Source organism: Rathayibacter sp. AY1A2 (assembly GCF_002930935.1).
Taxonomy (GTDB): Bacteria; Actinomycetota; Actinomycetes; order Actinomycetales; family Microbacteriaceae; genus Rathayibacter.
Genome location: NZ_PSTP01000001.1, coordinates 458,392 through 480,031 on the forward strand (window position 1 = coordinate 458,392; position 21,640 = coordinate 480,031).

A 21,640-nucleotide genomic window follows, 5' to 3' on the forward strand; every position below is an offset into this window, starting at 1 on the left:
CTATCGTGACCGCATGACCGACCGCGTGCTCGCTCCCGAACCGCCCGCCGACGGTGCGAAGCCGAAGGGACCGGCCTCGTACTTCCCGAGCATCGAGAAGACCTACGACCGTCCCGTCCAGGACTGGCTGGACCTCGCCGACGAGCGTCTGCGCTCCGAGCCGCACATGCAGGTCGTCACCTGGCTGAAGACCGAGCACGGCCTGGGCCACGGCCACGCCAACGCGATCGTCGCCTACGTCCGGGCCGCCCGCGCCTGACCGGTCCGCCCGTCGTCCGCACAGGCTAGGCCCGCCGGCCTCCCCGGACCACCCGTCGTCGGCGCCCGCGCCGTCCGGGGATAATCGGGGCATGCGCGAAGACGACGATGTCGATCTGGTGATCGACGCGTGGGCCGGGGCCCTGCCCGACCTCGATTTCGCGCCTCTGGACGTCGTCTCCCGCCTCCGCCGGCTCAGCCCGCGCGTGCAGGAGGTGCGGCGGCAGTCCTTCGCCGTCAGCGATCTCGCCCCGTGGGAGTTCGAGCTCCTCTCGCTGCTGCGGCAGCGCGGGGAGGGCGGGATGACGCCCTCGGCCCTGGCCACGCACCTCGCGCTGTCCAGCGGCAACCTCGCCAGCCGCGTCGACCGCCTCGGGGCCCGCGGGCTCGTGGTCCGCGAGCAGAACGCCGCCGACTCACGCAGCAAGATCGTCTCGCTCACCCCGCGGGGCACGAAGCGGGTCGACGAGGCGATGCGGAATCTCGTCGCCGCCGAGGGCGAGGTGCTCGCCGACCTGGACGCCGCGCAGATGTCGGTCCTCATCGAGTGCCTGCGGCGGATCAGCGACACCCTCGACCGACTGCAGTGACGCGCTACGCCCGACGAGCCTGAGAGGTCAAGCCCGTTCGGAGAGACGGGCACCGGACGTAGCGTGAAGCGTGCACGGTCGAGGCGTCAGCCACCCGTGCGAATGATCGCGAAAGCGGAGAGCACCATGACACAGATTTCTTCTATCCAACCCGCGCGATGGAGCCGGAACGGAGTCAGGATCGTCGTCGTTCCCGGGGCGGAGCTGCCCCGGTTCCGACTCGAGATCGACGCCCGACTGACCACCGCGCCCTCCCTCGTCCCCACCGGACCCTTCTCGACCGTCGAGGAGGCCGAGCGGGCCGCCGAGGTCGCCGCCGGCCTGCTGGGGGCGAAGATCCCGGCCTGAGCGCACACCCGTCGAGACGGCCGGATCAGCCCGCGAGCTCCGCGAGCGATCCGGTCGGGACCGCGATCCACCCCTCGGCCTCCGCCGCCTCCTGCAGTTCGGGAGGCACCGGCAGGGTCGCGCCCAGGGCGTGGGCGCGGGCGTTGAGAGCGGCGACGACGGCGTCGAACGCGTCGTCGGAGCGGCTCATCAGCGCGAGCGCAGGCGCCGGCACATCGAGCCAGGGTGCGGCCCGTCGCAGCGACTCCGCGGCGAGCGCCACGGCCTCCGGTCGCGTCTTGTACCCCGTGGTGTCCACTCCCCAGAGCCGCAGCGCCGCCGCCGGGTACGCCTCGACGAGCCGTCCGCGCCCGGAGCGGTCGACGTCCTCCCCGCTCGCGGCGAAGGCGTCGAGCAGCTCCGCGCAGCGCATCGCGGTCATCCCGAGCCGGTCGGTCGAGACGCTGAGCGGCCAGCGGCCGGTGACCTCGCGCGCCACCCGGTCCGTCTCGCGGTACGCGAGGCGGCGGCGCCAGTCGCGTCCCGCGAGCGTCCGCGGCGAGACCTCCCGCCGCGTGTGCGCGGAGACGAACGCCGCGAACTCCACTGGCCAGCCGAACGCGCAATCGATCCCGATGACCGCCGCGTCCCGTGACGCCTCGACGATCATCGCGTCCTCGGCGCCGAGGGCGAGCGAGCGGACGACGGCCCGACCGCCGGAGAACTCGAGGGCGGCGAGAGCGGTGCGCACCGGCTCCGCAGCGAGGTCGACACCGATCGTGAGCACGGGGACAGGGTAGGCGCTCCGGCGCTACGCTCGAGCGATGACGCCGCCCGCTCCCTCCTCCCGGGCGGAGTCGGCCCGCGTGCCGGTCGCGCTCCTCCGCCTTCTCGTGGCCGCCGCCGTCCTGGTGGCCGTGATCGCGACGGCCGTCGACACCGCCTCTCGGACGCCGCTGAACCCGTTCAACTTCTTCGGCTTCTTCACCATCCAGAGCAACATCGTGCTGGCCGTCGTGCTCGGAGCCACCGCCGTGCTCGCGCTCCGCCGCCGTCCCGCGCCCGGCGGGCTCGTGCTGGTGCGGGGCGCCTTCACCGGGTACATCATCGTCGTCGGCCTCGTGTACAACACCCTCCTCACCGATGTGGCGGGCGGAGTGGCGCTGCCGTGGGCCAACACCGTCATGCACGTGCTGTTCCCCGTCTACGGACTGCTCGACTGGCTGCTGCTCGCAGATCGCCCTCCGCTGCCGTGGCGGAGGGTCTGGCTGGTCGTGGTCTACCCGATCGTCTGGCTCGTCGTGGTGCTGATCCGCGGAGCGACGGACGGCTGGGTGCCGTATCCGTTCCTGGATCCCGCGACCGGGTACGGGCAGGTGTCGGTGTTCGTCGTCGGCATCGCGGTCGCGTTCCTCGCGTCGGGGGCGCTGGTCTGGGCGATGAGCCGGCTGCGGATCGTGCCGGTGGCAGGCGGCTGAGAGGACGCTCGCCTTCCAGCCGGTTCCGCCCGCCGACGACCGGATCCGCTGCCGTCGCGCACATCCGGCCCGTTCTGGGGTCACCCGTTCGGGGTCATCCGGGGCGCCGCTCCCCTAGCGTCAGCACCGACGGCTCCCCCACCGTCCTCCCCCTCGAGAACGGTCCCCCATGAGCCTCTCCTCCTCCCGCCCGCCGACCCCGAGCCGCCGCGTCCGCGCCCTCGCCGTCGGAGCCGCGCTCGCCCTCGCCGCCGCGCTGCTCCCGGCGCAGGCCGCCGCCGCCACTCCCGCCACCCTCTCGGTGCTGAGCCTCGGCGACTCCATCACCCAGGCCTACGGAACCTGCGGCTCCTTCGCGGACTGCCCCCGCAACAACTGGTCCACCGGCACCAGCTCCTCGGTGAACTCCTTCGCCTCGCGCCTGCGGACCGCGCTCCCCGGCACCACCGTCACGACCGCGAACTTCGCCACCACCGGCGACGTCGTCGCTCAGGTCCCCTCGCGGATCGACGCCGCGGTCGCCGCCGGCGTGCGGCCGGACGTCGTCACCCTGCTCATCGGCGGCAACGACCTCTGCTCGCCCGACAACCGCGTCGCCTCCGACGGCTACACGATGACCCCGGCGAGCACGTTCCGCACCGGAGCCTCCGCCGCGATCACGAAGATCCGCACCACGTGGCCCTCCGCCCGCATCGTCCTCTCGTCGATGCCGAACGTGGCCTCCGAGTGGTCGGTCGTCAAGACCGGAGTCGGCGCGCTCGTCTGGGCGGGCGGCGACCTCTGCCGCACCACGCGCGGCGTCAGCTCCACCGGCCGCAGGCTCAGCAGCACCGCCGCTGCCGCCTCCGCCGCTGCCGCGAAGACGCGGACGACGCAGTACAACACCGCGCTGCAGACGGCGTGCAGCGCCGCCGGTCAGCTCTGCGACTGGGACGGCGGAGCGCTCACCGCGACCCCCGTCACCAAGGGCCTGATCGGGACCACCGACTACTTCCACCCGAGCGTCGCGGGTCAGGCGAAGATCGCCTCGATCCAGTGGGCGGCGTCGAACTTCTCGAAGTAGCGGCCTCCGGAGCGGCCGCTCACGCGTCGAGCGGCCGCTCACCCTCGCGGCGGCGACGCTGCTCCTCGGCGAGCCGCGCGTAGTGCGCCTCCTCGCGCTCGAGGTCGGCGAGCTGCTCCTCGGTGCTCTTCGGAGCGGGCCGCACCACCATCGGCGGCGGCGCCTGCTTCCGGCGGCGGGGCACTCGGCCGCCCGGCACGAAGGATCCGCCGTCGCCGCGCTTCCAGTCGTGCCCGAGCAGGAACCACAGCGAGACGCCGATGAGCGGGAGGAAGAAGATCAGCAGGATCCACACGATCTTGGGCAGGTTCTTGATGATGTTGTCCGGCTGCCGTACGACGTCGACCAGCGCGAGCACGGTCAGGACGATGATCACCAGCGAGAAGACGAACCCCATGCAGTCGAGGGTACGACGCCGAGGGCTCCCCGTCGCCGCTGTGTCGGCCGACGTCCGTGGCGCCTGCGGTCGAGGAGCGGCTCCGACGCATCCGCCCCGTGCCTCCGCGCTGTTCGGCGCCGATCCCGGGCACACGCCTGCTCCCCACGAACGCGTGCCACCATCGGACGATGACCGAGACGCCGCCCGCCCCCGCCTCGACGCCGGCGAGGAAGCGCCTGACCGCCGCGCGTCTCGCCCTGCTCGCCGGCCTCGCCCTCGCCGTCGCCGGACTCGCGGCCCTCGCGCTCGTACCGCTGCAGTACGCGAACATCGACCGTCAGGGCTTCGACGACGTCTGCAGCGTCAGCCTGGGCGGCGTCCCGCCCGAGGCAGGCGACCTGGTCCGCGGCTTCTGGTCGTGGTGGCCGCTGGGCGCGGCCTGCGAATGGACGCTGCTCGACGGCACGACGGTGGTCGACCTCCCCGACTGGTCGACGACCGCCGTCGCGATCGTGGGGGCCGTGCTGCTCGTCGTCGGCGCGGCACTCGCGATCGCGTCGCCGCTCCTCCGCAGGCGCGCTCCGGTCCCGTCCGTCTAGCGGTCGAAGAGGTTCCCGAGGTCGCCGAGCCCCGGCAGCTGGAAGTCGGAGCCGAACTCCGACACCTGCTCCCCCAGCCCGGACACGTGCTCACCCGCACCGGAGACGAACTCTCCCGCGCCGCCCGTGATGTCACCGAAGTCGCCCAGATCGCCGAACCCGCCGGCGAGGTTCTCGAAGTCCACGCCGAGGCCGGACGCCTGCGCGAGCAACGGACCGGCGACGCTGCTGATCACGGCACCGCCCGCGACCGCCGCGAGCAGTCCGCCCGCCGCGCCGAGCCCGATGCCCGCCGCCGCTCCGACGCCGGCACCCGCGAGGGCACCGCGAGTCCCCGGCTTCGAGAACATCTTCTTGAGGAACCCCGGATCGTTCGCCTCGCCGCGCGTCGCCGCGCGCGCCAGGTCCTCGGGGGCGGAGGACCGCGGCTGCTCGTTCGCGGGCAGCTCGTCGCGGAGCCGCGCCTCGACCTGGGCGCGCTGCGCCGGCGACAGCTTCGCGAACGCGTCGCGGTGCACCTGCTCGAGCTGCTCCGGGTCGGCGGTGCGGAGGAGGTAGTCGTAGCGCGCGATCGCTGCGCGGTCCTCCTGCGTGACCACCGGCTGCTGCCCGGGCCGGGCGTCCTGCGGTCGCGCGGAGGGTCGCTGCGGCGACCCGTACTGCTGAGGCGGCTGGGCCTGCCCGCTCCGCGAGTCGCCCGTCACCTTGTCGGCGGCGGAGCGCACCATGTCGCGCCAATCGGTCGTCCCGCTCGAGGACGACCCCGAGCCGCTCTTCGAATCGAGCGCCTTCGACGCCATGCCGAGAACGCGCTTGAACATGCTCACAGAGAACCTTCCGTCGAGTACCAGCCTCGATCATGGCGGCGCCGCCTGAGCGAAGGCCCGCGAGACGCCCTCAGAAGGCCGTGAGCGGTCGGGCGGTGGGCGTCGCTCCAAGATGTCCTCTCCGCCCTCGCCTGCTCGAGGAGCTCGCGCACGCACCGCGGGCGGAGGACGGCCCGCCACATCCAGCCGAGGAAGGGGGTCTCGAATTCCGACAGCGACCGCCTGCGGACGGCCGCCATGCGACCGGCTATCGCGAGCAGCGCGCTGAATCCCGCGAGTCGGCTTTTCGCGAACGCGTTCCGCTGAACGGAGAGACTCAGGACGAGGACGGCCGCGAACCCGCGAAGGAGCTCCTCGGTCGTGCCTCCCTGCCGCCGAGGAGTCCCCACCCGGGCAGGACCATCGAGGACTCGAACCGTCGGCGCCTCGACCAGCACAGCTCAGAGTGCTGAGCGGGCGGCAGACCGTGGCGTCAGACGGAGCGACGGCGCGGTCTTCCGATGGACTGATCCCGATCGCGGATCGTGGTGCCCCTGGAGGGACTCGAACCCCCAACCTGCTCCTTAGGACGGAGTCGCTCTTCCATTGAGCTACAGAGGCTGGCCGAGCCAGTGTACCCGCCGGGCCCCGGCGCCCGCGAAGCGCCGACCGGCCCCCATCACAGCGCCCGCGAAGCGCGCCTCGGCCCTCCCCGCGCCGACCGAGCGGCACCCGCCTCTTGACACAGCCTCGCCGAGGCTCCATGGTTAGTTACAACCCCAACTAACCACTCAACCCAGCACCGAAGGAGCCCGCGTGGACGACTCCCGCCCGCTCTTCCTGCAGATCGCCGAGCAGATCGAGAACGACATCATCGACGGTGCGCTGCCGGAGGAGTCGCAGGTCCCGTCGACCAACGAGTTCGCCGCGTTCCACCGCATCAACCCGGCCACCGCCGGCAAGGGCGTGAACCTGCTCGTCGACGACGGGGTGCTCTACAAGAAGAGGGGGATCGGCATGTTCGTCGCCGAGGGGGCGCGCGACCGGCTGGTCGAGAAGCGCCGCACGCAGTTCCGCGACCAGTTCGTCGCTCCGCTGCTCGCCGAGGCCGCCAAGCTCGGCCTCAGCACCGAGCAGCTCGCCGACATGATCACAGAAGGGGGATCGCGATGAGCGCGGTCATCGAGGTCCACGACCTCACCAAGAACTACGGACGCATGCGCGCCATCGACGGCATCGGCTTCGCGCTGGAGGAGAACCGCATCCACGGCCTCCTCGGCCGCAACGGCGCGGGCAAGACGACGCTGATGTCGCTGCTCACCGGCCAGGAGTTCGCCAGCTCGGGCGAGATCCGCGTCTTCGGGCAGTCACCTGTGGAGAACGCCGCCGTCCTCTCCCGCACCTGCTTCATCAAGGAGAGCCAGAAGTACCCCGACGACTTCAAGGTGAAGCACGTCCTGCGCAGCGCTCCCTGGTTCTTCGACGGCTGGGACGAGGCGTTCGCCCGCGAGCTCGTCGAGGACTTCCGCCTCCCGGTCGACCGCAAGATCAAGAAGCTCTCCCGCGGACAGCTCTCGGCGATCGGAGTGATCGTCGGCCTGGCCTCCCGCGCCCCGCTCACGTTCTTCGACGAGCCGTACCTGGGGCTGGACGCCGTCGCCCGGCAGCTGTTCTACGACCGCCTCCTCCAGGACTTCGCCGAGCACCCGCGCACGGTCGTCCTCTCCACCCACCTCATCGACGAGGTCAGCAGTCTGCTCGAGCACGTCCTCGTCATCGATCAGGGCCGCCTCGTCGTCGACAGTGACGCGGAGGAGCTGCGGGGTGCTGCGGCAACGGTCATCGGACCCCGGCAGGCCGTCGAGTCGTTCACCGCCGGCCGCAAGGTCATCGCCCGCTCCGCTCTCGGCAGCCGCGCCTCGGCCACGCTCCCCCGGCTCGACGACGCGGGCCGCGCCTCCGCTGCCCGCCACGGGCTCGAGCTCGAGTCCGTCCCCCTCCAGCAGCTCGTCGTCCAGCTCACCACCGGGAAGGCCTCGGAATGACCGCCCTCACCGGCGCCCCCGCGCGCCACGACACCGCCGCCGGCCGCCTCGGCAGCATCGTCCGCCTGCACTTCGCTAACCCCGCCACCATCCTCTACACGCCGCTGATCATCACGGCCGTCATCCTGTCGGGCAACCTGGTCGTCTGGTGGCTGATCCTCCGCGGGCTCGACTCCGGCGAGCGCCTCGAGGCGCAGGAGGGGATGACCTACTCCGGCGCATCCTTCTTCCTCTTCGTCTACATGATGGTCGTGGCCGTCCAGTCGGTGAACGTCACCTTCGGCCTCGCCCTCGGCTACGGCGCCACCCGCCGCGACTTCTCCCTCGGCACGGCCCTCACCTTCGTCGCCCTCTCGGTCTTCTACACCGGCGTCTTCGTGGTCCTCGGGATCGTGGAGCGGGCGACCGACGGCTGGGGCTTCGGCGGCAGCTTCTTCCGCTCGATCTACTTCGGCGGGGACTCCGTGGGCGAGCAGGCCGTCGCGGTGCTCTGCGCCCTGCTCTTCTTCTTCTTCATCGGAGCGGCGACGGCGGCGGTCTACGTGCGCTGGCGCCAGCGCGGGATGCTGCTCTTCTTCGGGATCCTCGGCGCCCTCCTGCTGGCCGTGATCACCCTCCTCACGCTCACCGAGAACTGGCCCGCCGTCGGCTCCTTCTTCGGCAGCGTCGGATACGCGGGCGGCTACGCCCTCTCGCTCATCCCGACCGCGATCGCCGGAGTCGCGGGCTGGGCGATCCTCCGCCGCGCCACCCCGCGCAGCAGCTGACACCACCGCCACCGATCCGAGAGGACCGACCATGACCGCCCCCGCCCGCCACTCCGCCTCCCCGCGGAGGATCCTCTCCGTCCTGAGGCTCCACCTCGCCCACCCCGGGACGGTCCTCGGCTGGCCGCTGCTCGTCCTGCTCGCCGTCCTCGCCGGCAACCTCGTGATCTGGTGGCTCGTCCTCCGCGGGATCGGGGCCGAGCGGGGCGGCGGCGACTCGGGCATCCTCCTCGTGGGGCCGGGGATGCTGATCGTCGTCTTTCTCTTCATCGGCTCCATCCAGGCCACGACCGCCACCTTCGGGCTGGCGCTGAGCTACGGAGCGACCCGACGCGACCACGTCCTCGGCAGCGCTCTCGCCTTCGCGGCCCTGTCGGTGCTCTGGGCGGCGATCGTCGTGGCCCTCGGGGCGATCGAGGAGGCGACCGGGGGCTGGTGGCTGGGCGGCGCGCTCTTCCTCGCCTCTCCCCTCGACGGCCCGTGGCTCGAGCGCTTCGTCGTCCTGCTCTGCTCGCTCCTCGCCGCCTTCGCCCTCGGCGGAGCAGCGGGCGCGGTCTTCCTCCGCTGGCGGGAGCGCGGAGTGACGGCCTTCCTCCTCGCCCTCGGAGCGGTGGCACTCGCGGTGGTCGTCGTCGTCGCTCTCGCCGGGGGCCGGCCGGTCGTGGTGGACGTCCTCGAGAGCGCGGGCACCGCCGGAGCCGCCGCTCTGCTCCTCGTCCCCGCCGCGCTCCTGACGGCGGTGGGCTCGCTGGTCCTCCGCCGGGCGACGCCGCGCGGCTGACCCCCTCCTGAGCCGGGCCTGCAAGGCCCTTCCGCCCCGGGCGTCCGGATGCCAGCGTGGGCACATGGCCGACTCCCCCGCTCCGTCTCTCCTGCCCGTCCCCGAGCACAGCTGGATCGCGCGACCCGCCGACGCCGAGCTGACCCAGGACACTCTCGACACGGTCGACGCCTGGTGGCGCGCCGCGAACTACCTCGCGGTCGGGCAGATCTACCTGCTCGCGAACCCGCTCCTGAAGACCCCGCTGAGCCGCGAGGACATCAAGCCCCGCCTGCTCGGCCACTGGGGCACCACCCCCGGCCTCAACCTGATCTACGCGCACCTGAACCGCGCGATCCGCGAGCGCCGCCAGCCGACCCTCTACATCACCGGTCCCGGCCACGGCGGACCGGGCATGGTCGCCAACGCCTACCTCGACGGCACCTACAGCGAGATCTACTCCCACATCGACGAGTCGGAGGAGGGGCTGCGCCGCCTCTTCCGCCAGTTCAGCTTCCCCGGGGGCATCCCCAGCCACGCCGCCCCGGAGACTCCGGGCAGCATCCACGAGGGCGGAGAGCTCGGGTACGCGCTGAGCCACGCGTACGGAGCGGCCTTCGACAACCCGGACCTCCTGGTCGCGGCGGTCGTCGGCGACGGCGAGGCCGAGACCGGCCCGCTCGCCACCAGCTGGCACTCCAACAAGTTCGTGAACCCGCTCACCGACGGCGTCGTCCTGCCGATCCTGCACCTCAACGGCTGGAAGATCGCGAACCCGACCGTCCTCGCCCGCATCCCGCAGGAGGAGCTCGACAGCCTCCTCCGCGGGTACGGCCACGAGCCGTTCCTCGTCGAGGGCGGCTTCGACGGCGAGGACCCGATGCGCGTGCACGAGCGGTTCGCCGACGTCCTGGACACGGTGCTCGACCGCATCGCGGCGATCAAGGAGCGCGCCGCCGCCGGCGACCTCTCACGCCCGGCCTGGCCGATGATCGTGCTGAAGACCCCGAAGGGCTGGACCTGTCCGACCGAGATCGACGGCGTCCAGGTGGAGGGCACCTACCGCTCGCACCAGGTCCCGCTGCCCAACGCGCGCGACACGGAGGCGCACACCCGGCTCCTCGAGGACTGGCTCCGCTCCTACCGGCCCGAGGAGCTCTTCACCGAGGAGGGCGGCGTGGTCGACCGCGTCCGCTCGCTGGCCCCCGAGGGCGAGTTGCGGATGAGCGCGACCCCGCACGCGAACGGCGGGCTGCTGCGGCAGACCCTCGACCTGCCCGACTTCCGCCGCTACGAGGTCGTCGTGGAGCAGCCGGGTGGCACCGTCGCGGAGGCGACGAAGGTGCTCGGCGAATGGCTCGCCGACGTCATCCGCGCCAACCCGACCAACTTCCGCCTCTTCGGGCCGGACGAGGTCGCGAGCAACCGGCTGCAGTCCGTCTACGCCGCCACCGACAAGCAGTGGGACGCCGAGCTCAGCCCCCTCGACGACCACCTGGCTCGCGCCGGGCGGGTCATGGAGGTGCTCTCGGAGCACCAGTGCCAGGGCTGGCTGGAGGGCTACCTGCTCACCGGCCGCCACGGGCTCTTCACCTGCTATGAGGCGTTCATCCACATCATCGACTCGATGTTCAACCAGCACGCGAAGTGGCTGGACGGCACCCGCGACATCGAGTGGCGCCGCCCGATCGCGAGCCTCAACTACCTGCTCTCGAGCCACGTCTGGCGCCAGGACCACAACGGCTTCAGCCACCAGGACCCGGGCTTCATCGACCACGTCGTCAACAAGAAGCCCGAGGTCGTGCGCGTCTACCTGCCCTTCGACGCGAACACGCTCCTCTCGACCTACGACCACTGCCTCCGGAGCGTGGACTACGTCAACGTGGTCGTCGCCGGCAAGCAGCCCTCGCCCCAGTGGCTCACGATGGCGGAGGCGGTCGCCCACTGCACGCGCGGACTCGGCATCCTGGAGTGGGCGAGCAGCGAGCGGCAGGGCGAGTCCCCGGACGTCGTGCTCGCCTGCGCGGGCGACGTGCCGACCCTCGAGACCCTCGCGGCGGTGAGCATCCTCCGCGAGACGCTGCCGGACCTCGCGATCCGCACGGTCAATGTGGTCGATCTGATGCGCCTGATGTCGGAGTCGGAGCACCCGCACGGCCTCTCCGACCGCGAGTTCGACGCCATCTTCACTCCCGACCGCCCGATCGTGTTCGCCTACCACGGCTATCCGTGGCTCATCCACCGCCTGACCTACAAGCGGACCGGCCACGGCAACCTGCACGTGCGCGGGTACAAGGAGAACGGCACCACCACCACTCCGTTCGACATGGTGATGCTCAACGACCTCGACCGCTACTCGCTGGTGATCGACGTCATCGACCGGACCCCCGGCCTCGGCGCCCGCGCCGCCGGTCTCCGCCAGGAGATGCAGGACGCCCGCATCCGCGCCCGCGCTTACACCCGCGAGCACGGCGAGGACATCCCCGAGGTCGCGAACTGGACCTGGGCCGGCGAGCGCTCCGGCAACGCCAGCGCCAACACCGGCAACGACAACGAGTAACGCTGGGCCGCACCCCACGCCCCTCTCCTGACGGGTCGCGGTCGTATCGCTGGCAAGGCGGAGGAGGAAGCGATACCGGCGGTATCGCGCCCGACGACAACGCCGCCAGCGGCGCGACCGCGGCCCGTCAGGCGCTGGCAAGGCGGAGGAGGGAGCGATACCGGCTATCGCGCCCGACGACAACGCCGCCAGCGGCGCGACCGCGGCCCGTCAGGCGGCGGGAGCCAGGTAGTCGTCCCAGTCGGGCTGCGTCCGCTCCGCGCCGCGCACGAGCCAGGAGCCGGCGCGCGGCATCCGGGGGACGGTGCGCAGACGCCATCCCATCTCGTGCGGGGTGCGGTCGCTCTTGACGTTGTTGCAGCGCTGGCAGCAGGCGACGAGGTTCTCCCACGTGTCCCGGCCCCCGCGCGACTTGGGCTGGATGTGGTCGATCGTCGCCGCGTGCTGACCGCAGTAGCCGCAGCGGTGGTTGTCCCGGCGGAGCACGCCCCGGCGCGACACCGGCACGCTCCGGCCGCTCGGGATGCGCACGTACCGGGTCAGCACGATCACCGAGGGCCGCACGTGGTCGCCGTGCGCGCTGTGCACCGGATTGCCCTCGTCCGCGGCGATCACGGTCGCCTTCTCCGTCATCAGCAGGACCAGGGCCCGCTTGAACGACACCACCGCGAGCGGCTCGTAGCCGGCGTTGAGAACCAGAGTGCGCATCAGTGACCTCCGTGCTGTCGCACGCCGTCGCGCGAAGGCACCGCGACCACGAGCAAGGGCGCCGTCGTGATGACGGCGCCCTGCGAGGCCGCGGCGGAGTGCCGCGCGATGACGTGGAGTCGTATCCGCGTGTCGGAGGAGTGCACCGCCGCGGTGAGGACCCGCGCGCGTATCGAATCGGCCGGCCGCACGCGCGAGCGCAGCCCCACGCTGTGGCGCCCGCTCCGCTCGGCCATCCCGGCACTCCGTCCCTCGACGAATCGATCCGCTCGCCACGCGAGCGGACTGGGGTTCAGGTTAACCCTTCACGCCCGGAACACCAGGGGTCGGTCCGGATTCGTCACGCGGCGTTCACACGGCGGGACGACGAGAGCCCGCCCCCTCCAGGAGGGGACGGGCTCTCGAGCGGATCGACCGGATCAGCCGTTGATGCGCACGATCCGGTAGTCGGAGGTCCACAGCGGCTGCACGCGGACGCTCGCGCCCTCGTACGGCGCGTGCAGGATGTTGCCGTTGCCCGCGTAGAAGCCGTCGTGGCCGTCCATGATGACGAGGTCGCCGGGCTGCGCGTCGGCGAGCGAGACGGGGGTGCCCATGGCGCCCTGGCCCGCGGCCGAGTGCGGCATCGAGATGCCGTACTGCGCGAAGACGTACATCACGAAGCCGGAGCAGTCGAAGCCGCTCGGGTCGGCTCCGCCGAAGACGTAGGGCACGCCCTGGTACTGCATCGCCGTGTCGAACACGGCCGAGAGGCTGTAGCTGGTGGTCGGGGCGGCGGCCGCGATCTCGCTGGCCGAGGCGCCGGAGTAGGAGTTGAACTCCTCGGCGGTCTCGGCGCGCGCCTCGGCGACGTCGCTCGTGTCGACGACGGGCTCGGCGACCACGACGGGCTCGGGCTCCGGTGCGGGCGGCGGGGGCGCCGCCTCGGCCGAGAAGCCGTCGCGGGCGATCGCGGCCTGCACCACTCCGCCGTCGACGGCGACGGTCTGCGCGGAGCCCTGACGGAGGAGGTCGGCCCGCGACGCCGCGAACAGGCCGTCGTCCTGGCTGCCCGGAGTGAAGGCGTAGGCGGGGAGCGCCATGGTCGCGACCAGCGCGCCGGCGAAGCCGACCATCGCGACCTTGCCGACGACACGGCCCCGGCGCTTGCGCGGGGTCCCGGCCGGCGACGGCACGAAGTCGGTGATGTCCGCGCGGCGGGCAGGAGCTGCGGGAACGGCGCGACGGGAGACGGGTGCGTCCCCGTGGATCCGGGCGCGGATGACCGGGGGCCGGTTCTCGAAGTTCGCGTCGCCGGAGCGGTCGGGGTGGTTGGAGCGGAACCGGTCGGGTGAGCCGGCGTCCTCGTTCGGGGTGAGGGGGTTCTGGGGCAAGGGGGAGATCCTCCGACGTCCCCTCAGCCCAGGCAGCTGTCCCGTCTCATGCACGAAGCATCGGTGTGCACAGGATCCGAGACGGGTGTGGGGGCGTCGGATCCCGCGCCCTGGGACCGAGGCTCGGCCGCAGGGCTCCACAGAGCGTAAGCGACCGTTACCGATTTGTCACCTTCTCGGCGGAAAGAGACCGCTCTCCCGTTCGCCTCCGGTCACCGGATGCGGTAAGGGCCCGTACGGGCCGCTCCCAGGGAGACGCGGGTCAGACGACGAGGAAGATGTGCGCCGCGACCTCGTTCGGCAGCTCGATGCCCGCCTCGGCTCCGTCGATGCGCGCGAGCACGTAGCCGTTGAGGGCCGAGAACTCGCCCTCGGCACCGGGGACGACCCCGGCCTGCTTGAGCTGGAGGAGGAGCTCCGGATCGACCTGCGCCGGCTCGCCGAGGCGCCGGACGACGCCGCGGCGGGGCTCGCTCGACCCGGCGACGAAGCGCGGCAGGCTGATGACGCCGTCGGCGAAGCGGGAGGCGGGGGTGTCGCCGAGCTCGTCCAGGCCCGGGATCGGGTTGCCGTAGGGCGACTCCGTCGGGTGGTCGAGCATCTCGAGGAGACGGCGCTCGACCTGCTCGCTCATCACGTGCTCCCAGCGGCAGGCCTCCTCGTGCACGAACTCCCAGTCGAGCTTGATGACGTCGTGGAGGAGCCGCTCGGCGAGGCGGTGCTTGCGCATGACGTGGATCGCCTTGCGGCGGCCGTCCGAGGTGAGCTCGAGGTGGCGGTCGCCCGAGACGACGACGAGGCCGTCGCGCTCCATGCGACCGACGGTCTGCGACACGGTCGGCCCGGAGTGGCTGAGCCGCTCCGAGATGCGCGCGCGCAGCGGGATGATGTTCTCCTCCTCGAGCTCGAGGATGGTGCGCAGGTACATCTCGGTGGTGTCGATCAGATCCGTCATCTCAGCCTTCCCGTCTCGGCGCGCTCCACCCTAGTGGTCGCCACGACGCAGCATCGGCGCTGCGGCGCGACGCAGGCCTCCGTCGCTCGGAGGAGGGGTGCGGGCCGGGAACCCTAGTATTAACGCATGCCGGACCTCACCATTCCTCGCGAGCTTCTCCCCCACGACGGACGGTTCGGCTGCGGCCCGTCCAAGGTGCGGCACGACCAGCTCGCCCACCTCGCGACGCAGGGCGCGCACCTCCTCGGGACCTCGCACCGCCAGGCGCCCGTCAAGGACCTCGTCGGGCGCGTGCGCGAGCACCTCGCCACGCTGTTCCGCATCCCCGACGGCTACGAGGTCCTGTTGGGCAACGGCGGCTCGACCGCCTTCTGGGACGCCGCGGCCTTCTCCCTCATCGAGCGCCGCGCCGAGAACCTCACGTTCGGCGAGTTCGGCCAGAAGTTCGCGGCCGCCGCCTCCGCGCCGTTCCTCGAGCCGGCCCACGTCGTCTCCGCCCCCGCGGGGTCCCGGAGCGAGGTCGAGATCGTCGAGGGGATCGACGTGTACGCGTGGCCCCACAACGAGACGAGCACCGGAGTGATGGCCCCGGTCCGCCGGGTCCGCGGCGACGAGGGCGCGCTCACCGTCATCGACGCCACCAGCGCGGCGGGCGGCATCGACGTCGACATCGCCGAGGCCGACGTCTACTACTTCGCCCCGCAGAAGAACTTCGCCTCCGACGGCGGACTCTGGTTCGGCCTCTTCTCCCCCGCCGCGATCGAGCGGATCGAGCGCATCGCGGCGAGCGGCCGCTACATCCCCGAGTTCCTCAGCCTCAAGAACGCCGTCGACAACTCGCGCCTGAACCAGACGCTGAACACTCCGGCGCTCTCGACCCTCCTGCTGATGGAGTCGCAGCTCGAGTGGATGAACGCCTCGGGCGGCCTGGCCTGGGCGTCGGCGCGCACGGCCGAGTCCTCCTCCGCGATCTACGACTGGGCCGAGGCCTCGAGCCTCGCCACCCCGTTCGTCGAGGTGCCCGAGCACCGCTCCCAGGTCGTCGCGACCGTCGACTTCGACGCCTCCGTCGATGCCGCTCTCGTCGCGAAGATCCTCCGCGCGAACGGGATCGTCGACACGGAGCCGTACCGCAAGCTCGGCCGCAACCAGCTGCGCGTGGCGACGTTCGTCGCGATCGAGCCGGACGACGTCCGCTCGCTGCTCGGCTGCATCGACCACGTCCTCGAGCGCCTGGCGGTCTGAGGCACGCCATGCGGCTGTGGCTGCGCGAGGAGGAGCGGCGGCCCGCGCCGCCGCCCTACGCGAGCGACGACGCGACGGCTCTGCTGGTCGGGTGCGCCGTCTGGGCGGTCGCCCTCGTGGCCGCGCTCGTGGCTGCGGCCGTCGGAGCCGTCGTCGAGCCGGTCGTCCTGTCGACCGTCGTGATCGGACTGGTCCTCGGCACGATCGGGCTGTTCTACAGCCGCAACCGCCGCTAGACCGCGTCGGTCTCCATCCGGAGCCCGGTGCCGTCGGCCTCGGGCTCGAGACGGACGCGCAGGCCGGTGAACTCGCCGAGGCGCTCGACGTGGGTGCCGCCGCACGCGATCGCGGCGTCCCCCGAGGGGAGGGTGCAGCGCCATGTCCGCCGCGTGCTGAGGAGGTCGTCGTCGCGCTCGATGCGCACCTCCGCGTCCGAGGCGATCCACTCGGCGAGGAGGGCGTTCACCCGCTCCTGCACCTCGACGATCTCCGCCAGCAGGCGGGCGGTGTCCATCCCGCTGCGTCGAAGGGACTTGCCGAGGCGGTAGACGTCGGTGGAGCCGGACTCGCGGATCCGCGAGGTCTGGATCGCGGCCTGGTCGAAGTCCGGGTTGCCCAGGGCGTCGGTGCGCGCCGGCTTCGACCAGAACGAGGCCAGAGCAGCGTTGAGGGCGAGGGAGGCGAGGTGGCAGGCGGTGTGCCCGCGGGAGAGCTCGTGCCGGTGCTCCGCGTCGACCTCGACGTCGACCTCGTCGTCCACGTGGAGTGAGGAGGCGTCGTCGACGATGTGGACGACGACGAAGCTCCACTCCGGAGTACCGAGCCGCGCCGGGAGCCGCTCGCCGACGTGCAGCTCGCCGCCCTGCCACGCCCCGATGAGGCAGTCGATGAGGGGAAGCCGCTCCCCCGCCACGACCAGCGCACCGCGGTCGGGCCCCTGGTCGGGCCAGGTCGGGTCGACGGGGTGAGCGGCGGTCGCATCGAGGACAACCGCCCAGCGGCCGTCCTGCAGCCGGCCCACGTGCTGCACGCGCCCGGAGGAGCGCACGGCGCCGTCGGGATAGGCGATGCGGGTGTCGGAGTCGATGCTCATCGGGCGGCGCCGGACCGGATCAGCGGCGACGGCGACGGCGACGGGTGGTCGGGGCGGGAGCGGGTTCGGGCTCGACGTCGTCGGAGTCCTCGTCGTCCGAGTCGTCGTCGTCGGAATCGTCCTCCGAGTCGTCGTCGTCATCCGAGTCGTCGTCGTCGCCCGCGTCCTCGTCCTCGTCGGAGTCGTCGTCCGACTCGTCGTCGAGGTCGTCTTCCTCGGCGTCCTCGAGCTCGTCGTCGTCCGCGTCCTCGACCTCCTCGCCGAGCGCGTCCTGCGCGGTCTGGTAATCGGCCAGACGCACGGACCACGGCACCCAGTCCGGAGCGAGGACCGCGCCCTCACCCGGCAGCAGCTCGACCTCCAGGACGTTCACGTCCTCGTTCTCGTCGATCCGGGAGAGCGTCGCCGTCCACAGCCAACCCGGGTACCCGCGCATGAGGTTCGCGAACTGCAGCGACACGACGTGCTCGCCCTGCGCCAGAGTCGTGACCAGCTCGCCGATCGTCCCCTCGGGGGCGATCTCGGCGAGCGCGGCGCGAGCGACATCGAGAGACCCCGCGAGCACGGCGTCCGCCTCGTAGACGGGCTCGGGAGCCTCGTCCGCGGCGGCCTCGTCCGCCTCCCCCGGGGAAGCGTCGTCGTCGGCCTCGGAACGGTCGTCGGCGACGGGGCCGGAATCCTCAGCAGAAGTCGCATCCTCAGCAGGAGCCCCGTCCTCAGCAGGAGCCGCATCCTCAGCAGGAGCCGAGTCGTCAGCAGGAGCCATGTCCTGAGCAGGAGCCGAGCCCTCAGGTGTTCCCGCGTCGTCAGCAGGAACCGCGTCGTCAGCAGGAACCGCATCGTCAGCAAGCGCCGCGTCCTCAGCAGGAGTCGGCACTGCAGCAGAAGCCGTGTCCGCGCCGGGAGCCCCCGCCTCAGCGGCGACATCGTCGGCCGGAGGAGTCTCCTCCGCAGAGGCGGAGTCCTCGCCAGGAGCCTCGGGTACAGGGAGGGCGGCGTCGCTCTCACCCTCGCCGGAGGGAGCCTCGTCGACAGGAGCCGCCTGGTCAGCGTCGGTCTCCTCGTCGGCTCCGCGCGCGTCCTCAGCGGAGGAGTCAGAATCGGCGGGAGTCGCGTCGGGCTCGGCGCCGGAGACGCCCTCTCCCGAGGACTGCTTAACGCGAGCGTCCTCCGTGGTCGGAGCGGCGACGGTCTCCTCGACCGGGCCCTGCTCGTCGGTCGTGCCGTCGGCGTCAGGCATCCAGCTCGTCCGCAACCCGGCGCAGGAGCGCCGCGATCGTGCGCCCGTGCGCCTTGTCGGGGTAGCGGCCGCGCTTGAGCCCGGCGCCGATCCCGTCGAGCAGCTTGACCGTGTCCTCCACGATCACGGACATGTCGTCCGCGGACTTCCGGTTGAGCTTCACCAGGCTCGGCGGAGCGTCGAGGACGCGCGCCGAGAGCGCCTGCGCCCCGCGCTTGCCGTCCGCGATGCCGAACTCGAGGCGGGTGCCGGCCTTGACCGCGGTCCCGGAGGGCAGCGCGGAAGCGTGCAGGAAGACCTCCTGGCCGTCATCAGTGCTGATGAAGCCGAAGCCCTTCTCCTCGTCGTAGAACTTGACCTTGCCGGTAGGCATGCAGACCCCTCCTGGAAATGAAGCAGCCATCAGTTTAGTCGACCGGGCCCGCCCTATCCTTGACGGGTGAAGCCACAGGAGCCGGCGGGCGTCGGACGCGCGGAGCGCACGCTCGCCTACATGTTCATCGCGATCATCGTCGTGACGGTCCTCGCGTTCCTCGCGATCCTGGTCGCCCCCGCGCTCGGGATCCGCGAGTACGCCGGCCCGTTCTGGCAGTTCGTCTTCGCCGTGCCGCTGGTGGGCCTGCCCATCGCGTTCCTCATGATGATCGCGATGCTCATCGCGGGGGTCCGGCGCCGCCGCGCGCAGTCCTGATCGGACGCGCGCTCCTCCCGCCGCACCGCCTCCGATCCGGCGTTCCCCGCCGCCGAGCCGGCACCGAGCGCCCGGACAACCGACTCCCAGACTCCGTACAGCCGACGGCCAGATACTGTCCTGCATGGACGGACCCCGCATTCTCATCGTCGACGACGAGCCCAACATCAGAGACCTGCTCACCACGAGCCTCCGCTTCGCCGGCTTCGCCGTGCGTGCGGTCGGCAACGGGGCCCAGGCGATCTCGGCGGTCCTCGAGGAGGAGCCGGACCTGATCATCCTCGACGTGATGCTCCCGGACATGAACGGATTCGGCGTGACCAAGCGCCTCCGCTCGGCCGGATACACCTCCCCCATCCTCTTCCTCACGGCGAAGGACGACACCGAGGACAAGATCACGGGCCTCACCGTCGGCGGTGACGACTACGTCACGAAGCCGTTCAGCCTCGACGAGATCGTCGCGCGCATCAAGGCGATCCTCCGCCGCACCATGCACGCCGAGGAGGACGCGGTCATCCGGGCCGGCGAGCTGACGATGGACCAGGACACGCACGAGGTCCTCGTCGGCGACGAGCCGGTGGAGCTCAGCCCCACCGAGTTCAAGCTGCTCCGCTACCTGATGCTCAACCCGAACCGGGTGCTCAGCAAGGCGCAGATCCTCGACCACGTGTGGGAGTACGACTTCAACGGCGATGCGGGCATCGTCGAGTCCTACATCTCGTACCTGCGACGTAAGCTCGACACGCATTCGGAGGAATCGCTCATCCAGACCAAGCGAGGATTCGGATACATGCTGAAGGTCGCGAAGGCCTAGCCTCCGCCACCTCGGCGCCACCTCCCGCCGGAGGCGCGGCGCCCGCCGATCCCGAGGGAGTTCCACCGCCATGCACCAGGGTCTGGCCGAGCGGTGGAACTCCATCTCGTTGCGCACCAAGATCACCGCGGTCACGGTCCTCCTGCTCACGCTGGGACTCCTCGTCTCCGGGATCGGGACGATGACGATGCTGAAGCCGCAGCTCGTCGCCCAGCTCGACGCGCAGCTGGCCGACCAGGTCCAGCGGACGGCGAGCGACCTCTCCGTCAACGACCTCGCCGCGATCGACGAGTCCAAGGCCGATTTCGGCGCCGTCTACGACCAGTACGGCACGCTCGACAACACGAACGCGTCCGGCGCGGCCGACCCCGCCTTCCCGCAGACCTTCACCCTCGAGCGGGCGCTGCAGGGCGGCGACAAGCCGATGGAGATCTGGAGCTCGAACGGCAAGGTCGAGTACCACGTCATGTCGACGGTGTTCACGAGGGGCACCGAGTACCAGACGCTCCTGCTCGCGGTGTCGACCCGCAGCGTCGACGTCATCATGACGACGTACCTCACGATCTTCCTGGGCTTCGGAGTCGCGATCGTCGTGATCGGCGCACTCCTCACCCGCCTGCTGGTCACCACCACCTTCGCCCCGCTGCGCGAGGTCGAGCAGACCGCTGCCGCCATCGCGGACGGCGACTTCAGCCAGCGTCTGGACGGCACGACGCCCAACACCGAGGTCGGGCGCCTCAACCGCTCCCTGAACGCGATGCTCGGGCGGATCGACTCCGCCTTCCGCGACCGCGCCCGCACGATCGACCAGATGCGCCGCTTCGTCGGCGACGCCAGCCACGAGCTGCGCACGCCGCTGGTCTCCGTCCGCGGCTACGCCGAGCTGTATCGGATGGGCGCTCTGCAGACGCCCGAGGCCGTCGGCCAGGCGATGGAGCGCATCGAGAAGGAGGCGATCCGGATGGGCGGCCTGGTCGAGGACCTCCTCGAACTCGCCCGCCTCGACGAGACGAAGCCTCTCGCACTCGCGCCCGTCGATCTGATGCCGCTCGCCCGCGACGCCGCGATGGACGCGATGGCCTCCTGGCCCGACCGCGACTTCGGCGTCGAGACCCGCGACGACACCCCCGTGGAGACGCCCGCGCTCGAGCCCGACGAGGCCGGCGCCTCCGCCACGCAGACCATGGAGCTGACGAACCCCGGGCTCACCGGCCCGATCGCCGCGGCAGGAGCGAGGCTCGCCCGATTCCGCCGGCGTCCGCGCCGGGTCAACGCCGAGGAGATCGCCGCCGGCACCGCCACCGCCCCCGAGGAGCCGGGCGTGCCGGCGATGGTGATGGCGGAGGAGAACAAGATCCGCCAGGTCCTGACGAACCTGATCGGCAACGCCGTCCGCTATACGCCCGAGGACACTCCGATCGAGATCGGCGTCGCCGTCGACCGCTCCCGCCGCCTCGCCCTGCTGGAGGTCATCGACCACGGCGAGGGCATCCCGCCGCAGATCCGCGAGAAGATCTTCCAGCGCTTCTGGCGCGCGGACACGTCGCGGACCCGCGAGACCGGCGGCAGCGGCCTCGGACTGGCGATCGTGTCCTCGATCGTCGCCGCGCACAAGGGCCGCGTGGACGTCGTCGAGACGCCGGGCGGAGGCGCGACCTTCCGCGTCGCGCTGCCGTTGCTCACGGTCGGCCAGAACGGCGAGACCTCCCCCGCCTCGGTCTGATCCGCACCGCGGTCCGTCCCTCCTCGGGGGCCCCTTCGGTCCGGGCTCTCCCGTCGACGTCCGCGAGCGGCACGGATCGATCGGCCCGGGGCGACCGTGACCTCGCGCACCCGGCGCTCATGGCCGCGCGCAGCTCACTCTCTCCTCTTGGGGACCACCGGGCGGC

At 71.6% G+C, this 21,640-nt stretch carries 25 protein-coding genes and 1 tRNA gene; 16 read left to right on the forward strand and 10 right to left on the reverse strand.

Annotated elements, in window-relative coordinates; genetic code table 11:
- The first annotated feature begins 13 nt into the window (after positions 1 to 13).
- The 3 genes from C5B93_RS02085 (at position 14) to C5B93_RS02095 (ending at position 1,196) form a co-directional block, all read left to right on the forward strand.
- Positions 14 to 259, forward strand: a complete 246-nt coding sequence (locus C5B93_RS02085) for a DUF4287 domain-containing protein (RefSeq protein WP_104232872.1) — start codon at positions 14 to 16, stop codon at positions 257 to 259.
- A 91-nt stretch (positions 260 to 350) separates the two neighbouring features.
- The gene (locus C5B93_RS02090) at positions 351 to 848 is read left to right on the forward strand and encodes a MarR family winged helix-turn-helix transcriptional regulator (RefSeq protein WP_104291641.1); all 498 of its coding nucleotides are present in this window, start codon (positions 351 to 353) and stop codon (positions 846 to 848) included.
- A 126-nt stretch (positions 849 to 974) separates the two neighbouring features.
- Positions 975 to 1,196, forward strand: coding sequence for a hypothetical protein (locus C5B93_RS02095; RefSeq protein WP_146076606.1), 222 nt, complete (start codon positions 975 to 977; stop codon positions 1,194 to 1,196).
- A gap of 25 nt (positions 1,197 to 1,221) precedes the next feature.
- On the opposite strand, the gene C5B93_RS02100 is transcribed toward C5B93_RS02095, so the two are convergent.
- Complete coding sequence (locus C5B93_RS02100; protein ID WP_104291642.1) at positions 1,222 to 1,962, reverse strand: DUF429 domain-containing protein; 741 nt, start codon at positions 1,960 to 1,962, stop codon at positions 1,222 to 1,224.
- A 37-nt stretch (positions 1,963 to 1,999) separates the two neighbouring features.
- Between C5B93_RS02100 and C5B93_RS02105 the strand changes: the two genes are divergently transcribed.
- The gene (locus tag C5B93_RS02105; protein ID WP_104291643.1) at positions 2,000 to 2,653 is read left to right on the forward strand and encodes a Pr6Pr family membrane protein; all 654 of its coding nucleotides are present in this window, start codon (positions 2,000 to 2,002) and stop codon (positions 2,651 to 2,653) included.
- Positions 2,654 to 2,822: 169 nt separating this feature from the next.
- Positions 2,823 to 3,716 (forward strand): GDSL-type esterase/lipase family protein, encoded by an 894-nt coding sequence (locus tag C5B93_RS02110; RefSeq protein ID WP_104291644.1) that lies wholly within the window; start codon positions 2,823 to 2,825, stop codon positions 3,714 to 3,716.
- A 19-nt stretch (positions 3,717 to 3,735) separates the two neighbouring features.
- Here the strand turns inward: C5B93_RS02110 and C5B93_RS02115 are convergent, their stop codons facing one another.
- Positions 3,736 to 4,113, reverse strand: coding sequence for a PLD nuclease N-terminal domain-containing protein (locus tag C5B93_RS02115; protein ID WP_104291645.1), 378 nt, complete (start codon positions 4,111 to 4,113; stop codon positions 3,736 to 3,738).
- Positions 4,114 to 4,283: 170 nt separating this feature from the next.
- Here C5B93_RS02115 and C5B93_RS02120 point away from each other — a divergent pair, with 170 nt between their 5' ends.
- Positions 4,284 to 4,694 carry a hypothetical protein gene (locus C5B93_RS02120; RefSeq protein WP_104291646.1) on the forward strand — a complete coding sequence of 137 codons (411 nt, stop codon included), beginning with the start codon at positions 4,284 to 4,286 and terminating at the stop codon, positions 4,692 to 4,694.
- Here the strand turns inward: C5B93_RS02120 and C5B93_RS02125 are convergent.
- Positions 4,691 to 5,515: a hypothetical protein gene (locus tag C5B93_RS02125; protein ID WP_258068100.1), complete on the reverse strand. Its 825-nt coding sequence runs from the start codon at positions 5,513 to 5,515 to the stop codon at positions 4,691 to 4,693. The two genes, C5B93_RS02120 and C5B93_RS02125, sit on opposite strands and share 4 nt — an antisense overlap.
- Positions 5,516 to 6,046: 531 nt before the next feature.
- Positions 6,047 to 6,121 (reverse strand) — tRNA-Arg (locus tag C5B93_RS02135).
- A 195-nt stretch (positions 6,122 to 6,316) separates the two neighbouring features.
- Between C5B93_RS02135 and C5B93_RS02140 the strand changes: the two genes are divergently transcribed.
- From C5B93_RS02140 to C5B93_RS02160, 5 genes are all read left to right on the forward strand, one after another.
- Positions 6,317 to 6,673 carry a GntR family transcriptional regulator gene (locus C5B93_RS02140; RefSeq protein WP_104224613.1) on the forward strand — a complete coding sequence of 119 codons (357 nt, stop codon included), beginning with the start codon at positions 6,317 to 6,319 and terminating at the stop codon, positions 6,671 to 6,673.
- Positions 6,670 to 7,545 (forward strand): ABC transporter ATP-binding protein, encoded by an 876-nt coding sequence (locus C5B93_RS02145; RefSeq protein WP_104291649.1) that lies wholly within the window; start codon positions 6,670 to 6,672, stop codon positions 7,543 to 7,545. The genes C5B93_RS02140 and C5B93_RS02145 overlap by 4 nt, the downstream gene beginning before the upstream one ends.
- Positions 7,542 to 8,312 carry an ABC transporter permease gene (locus C5B93_RS02150; protein ID WP_104258198.1) on the forward strand — a complete coding sequence of 257 codons (771 nt, stop codon included), beginning with the start codon at positions 7,542 to 7,544 and terminating at the stop codon, positions 8,310 to 8,312. The genes C5B93_RS02145 and C5B93_RS02150 overlap by 4 nt, the downstream gene beginning before the upstream one ends.
- A gap of 31 nt (positions 8,313 to 8,343) precedes the next feature.
- Positions 8,344 to 9,093, forward strand: coding sequence for a hypothetical protein (locus tag C5B93_RS02155; protein ID WP_104258199.1), 750 nt, complete (start codon positions 8,344 to 8,346; stop codon positions 9,091 to 9,093).
- A gap of 64 nt (positions 9,094 to 9,157) precedes the next feature.
- Positions 9,158 to 11,632 (forward strand): phosphoketolase, encoded by a 2,475-nt coding sequence (locus C5B93_RS02160; protein ID WP_104224609.1) that lies wholly within the window; start codon positions 9,158 to 9,160, stop codon positions 11,630 to 11,632.
- Positions 11,633 to 11,842: 210 nt separating this feature from the next.
- Here C5B93_RS02160 and C5B93_RS02165 read toward each other — a convergent pair whose 3' ends face one another.
- From C5B93_RS02165 to C5B93_RS02180, 3 genes are all read right to left on the reverse strand, one after another.
- On the reverse strand, positions 11,843 to 12,340 hold the full coding sequence (locus C5B93_RS02165; RefSeq protein WP_104224608.1) for an HNH endonuclease: 498 nt from the start codon (positions 12,338 to 12,340) through the stop codon (positions 11,843 to 11,845).
- 419 nt (positions 12,341 to 12,759) lie between these two features.
- Entirely contained in the window at positions 12,760 to 13,713 is a 954-nt protein-coding gene (locus C5B93_RS17075) for a C40 family peptidase (RefSeq protein WP_258063262.1), read from the reverse strand.
- A 262-nt stretch (positions 13,714 to 13,975) separates the two neighbouring features.
- Positions 13,976 to 14,668, reverse strand: a complete 693-nt coding sequence (locus tag C5B93_RS02180; protein ID WP_104224606.1) for a metal-dependent transcriptional regulator — start codon at positions 14,666 to 14,668, stop codon at positions 13,976 to 13,978.
- Between the two features lie 126 nt (positions 14,669 to 14,794).
- On the opposite strand from C5B93_RS02180, the gene serC reads away from it, so the two are divergent.
- Both serC and C5B93_RS02190 read left to right on the forward strand, forming a co-directional pair.
- Positions 14,795 to 15,913, forward strand: a complete 1,119-nt coding sequence (gene serC / locus C5B93_RS02185; protein WP_104224605.1) for a phosphoserine transaminase — start codon at positions 14,795 to 14,797, stop codon at positions 15,911 to 15,913.
- Positions 15,914 to 15,921: 8 nt separating this feature from the next.
- On the forward strand, positions 15,922 to 16,149 hold the full coding sequence (locus tag C5B93_RS02190) for a DUF2530 domain-containing protein (RefSeq protein ID WP_104291650.1): 228 nt from the start codon (positions 15,922 to 15,924) through the stop codon (positions 16,147 to 16,149).
- Here the strand turns inward: C5B93_RS02190 and C5B93_RS02195 are convergent.
- Genes C5B93_RS02195 through C5B93_RS02205 form a run of 3 tightly spaced genes read right to left on the reverse strand, consistent with a single transcriptional unit; the run spans position 16,146 to position 18,619 of the window.
- Positions 16,146 to 17,006: a metal-dependent hydrolase gene (locus C5B93_RS02195; protein ID WP_104291651.1), complete on the reverse strand. Its 861-nt coding sequence runs from the start codon at positions 17,004 to 17,006 to the stop codon at positions 16,146 to 16,148. The two genes, C5B93_RS02190 and C5B93_RS02195, sit on opposite strands and share 4 nt — an antisense overlap.
- Positions 17,007 to 17,025: 19 nt before the next feature.
- Positions 17,026 to 18,246 (reverse strand): DUF3027 domain-containing protein, encoded by a 1,221-nt coding sequence (locus tag C5B93_RS17570; RefSeq protein ID WP_258068101.1) that lies wholly within the window; start codon positions 18,244 to 18,246, stop codon positions 17,026 to 17,028.
- The gene (locus C5B93_RS02205) at positions 18,239 to 18,619 is read right to left on the reverse strand and encodes a cold-shock protein (protein WP_104224602.1); all 381 of its coding nucleotides are present in this window, start codon (positions 18,617 to 18,619) and stop codon (positions 18,239 to 18,241) included. The genes C5B93_RS17570 and C5B93_RS02205 overlap by 8 nt, the downstream gene beginning before the upstream one ends.
- Positions 18,620 to 18,685: 66 nt before the next feature.
- Here C5B93_RS02205 and C5B93_RS02210 point away from each other — a divergent pair, with 66 nt between their 5' ends.
- From C5B93_RS02210 to C5B93_RS02220, 3 genes are all read left to right on the forward strand, one after another.
- The gene (locus tag C5B93_RS02210; protein ID WP_258068102.1) at positions 18,686 to 18,937 is read left to right on the forward strand and encodes a hypothetical protein; all 252 of its coding nucleotides are present in this window, start codon (positions 18,686 to 18,688) and stop codon (positions 18,935 to 18,937) included.
- Positions 18,938 to 19,061: 124 nt separating this feature from the next.
- Entirely contained in the window at positions 19,062 to 19,751 is a 690-nt protein-coding gene (locus C5B93_RS02215; protein ID WP_055787731.1) for a response regulator transcription factor, read from the forward strand.
- Positions 19,752 to 19,821: 70 nt separating this feature from the next.
- The gene (locus C5B93_RS02220; protein ID WP_104291652.1) at positions 19,822 to 21,474 is read left to right on the forward strand and encodes a HAMP domain-containing sensor histidine kinase; all 1,653 of its coding nucleotides are present in this window, start codon (positions 19,822 to 19,824) and stop codon (positions 21,472 to 21,474) included.
- The last annotated feature ends 166 nt before the right edge of the window (positions 21,475 to 21,640 follow it).

What these genes read in the sequence shown, in the direction of transcription:
- C5B93_RS02085 (WP_104232872.1), top strand. Translation starts at nt 14, where the DNA reads ATGACCGACCGCGTGCTCGCTCCCGAACCGCCCGCCGACGGTGCGAAG.
- C5B93_RS02090 (WP_104291641.1), top strand. Translation starts at nt 351, where the DNA reads ATGCGCGAAGACGACGATGTCGATCTGGTGATCGACGCGTGGGCCGGG.
- C5B93_RS02095 (WP_146076606.1), top strand. Translation starts at nt 975, where the DNA reads ATGACACAGATTTCTTCTATCCAACCCGCGCGATGGAGCCGGAACGGA.
- C5B93_RS02105 (WP_104291643.1), top strand. Translation starts at nt 2,000, where the DNA reads ATGACGCCGCCCGCTCCCTCCTCCCGGGCGGAGTCGGCCCGCGTGCCG.
- C5B93_RS02110 (WP_104291644.1), top strand. Translation starts at nt 2,823, where the DNA reads ATGAGCCTCTCCTCCTCCCGCCCGCCGACCCCGAGCCGCCGCGTCCGC.
- C5B93_RS02115 (WP_104291645.1), bottom strand. Translation starts at nt 4,113, where the DNA reads ATGGGGTTCGTCTTCTCGCTGGTGATCATCGTCCTGACCGTGCTCGCG.
- C5B93_RS02120 (WP_104291646.1), top strand. Translation starts at nt 4,284, where the DNA reads ATGACCGAGACGCCGCCCGCCCCCGCCTCGACGCCGGCGAGGAAGCGC.
- C5B93_RS02125 (WP_258068100.1), bottom strand. Translation starts at nt 5,515, where the DNA reads ATGTTCAAGCGCGTTCTCGGCATGGCGTCGAAGGCGCTCGATTCGAAG.
- C5B93_RS02145 (WP_104291649.1), top strand. Translation starts at nt 6,670, where the DNA reads ATGAGCGCGGTCATCGAGGTCCACGACCTCACCAAGAACTACGGACGC.
- C5B93_RS02150 (WP_104258198.1), top strand. Translation starts at nt 7,542, where the DNA reads ATGACCGCCCTCACCGGCGCCCCCGCGCGCCACGACACCGCCGCCGGC.
- C5B93_RS02155 (WP_104258199.1), top strand. Translation starts at nt 8,344, where the DNA reads ATGACCGCCCCCGCCCGCCACTCCGCCTCCCCGCGGAGGATCCTCTCC.
- C5B93_RS02160 (WP_104224609.1), top strand. Translation starts at nt 9,158, where the DNA reads ATGGCCGACTCCCCCGCTCCGTCTCTCCTGCCCGTCCCCGAGCACAGC.
- C5B93_RS02165 (WP_104224608.1), bottom strand. Translation starts at nt 12,340, where the DNA reads ATGCGCACTCTGGTTCTCAACGCCGGCTACGAGCCGCTCGCGGTGGTG.
- C5B93_RS02180 (WP_104224606.1), bottom strand. Translation starts at nt 14,668, where the DNA reads ATGACGGATCTGATCGACACCACCGAGATGTACCTGCGCACCATCCTC.
- serC (WP_104224605.1), top strand. Translation starts at nt 14,795, where the DNA reads ATGCCGGACCTCACCATTCCTCGCGAGCTTCTCCCCCACGACGGACGG.
- C5B93_RS02190 (WP_104291650.1), top strand. Translation starts at nt 15,922, where the DNA reads ATGCGGCTGTGGCTGCGCGAGGAGGAGCGGCGGCCCGCGCCGCCGCCC.
- C5B93_RS02195 (WP_104291651.1), bottom strand. Translation starts at nt 17,006, where the DNA reads ATGAGCATCGACTCCGACACCCGCATCGCCTATCCCGACGGCGCCGTG.
- C5B93_RS17570 (WP_258068101.1), bottom strand. Translation starts at nt 18,246, where the DNA reads ATGCCTGACGCCGACGGCACGACCGACGAGCAGGGCCCGGTCGAGGAG.
- C5B93_RS02205 (WP_104224602.1), bottom strand. Translation starts at nt 18,619, where the DNA reads ATGCCTACCGGCAAGGTCAAGTTCTACGACGAGGAGAAGGGCTTCGGC.
- C5B93_RS02215 (WP_055787731.1), top strand. Translation starts at nt 19,062, where the DNA reads ATGGACGGACCCCGCATTCTCATCGTCGACGACGAGCCCAACATCAGA.
- C5B93_RS02220 (WP_104291652.1), top strand. Translation starts at nt 19,822, where the DNA reads ATGCACCAGGGTCTGGCCGAGCGGTGGAACTCCATCTCGTTGCGCACC.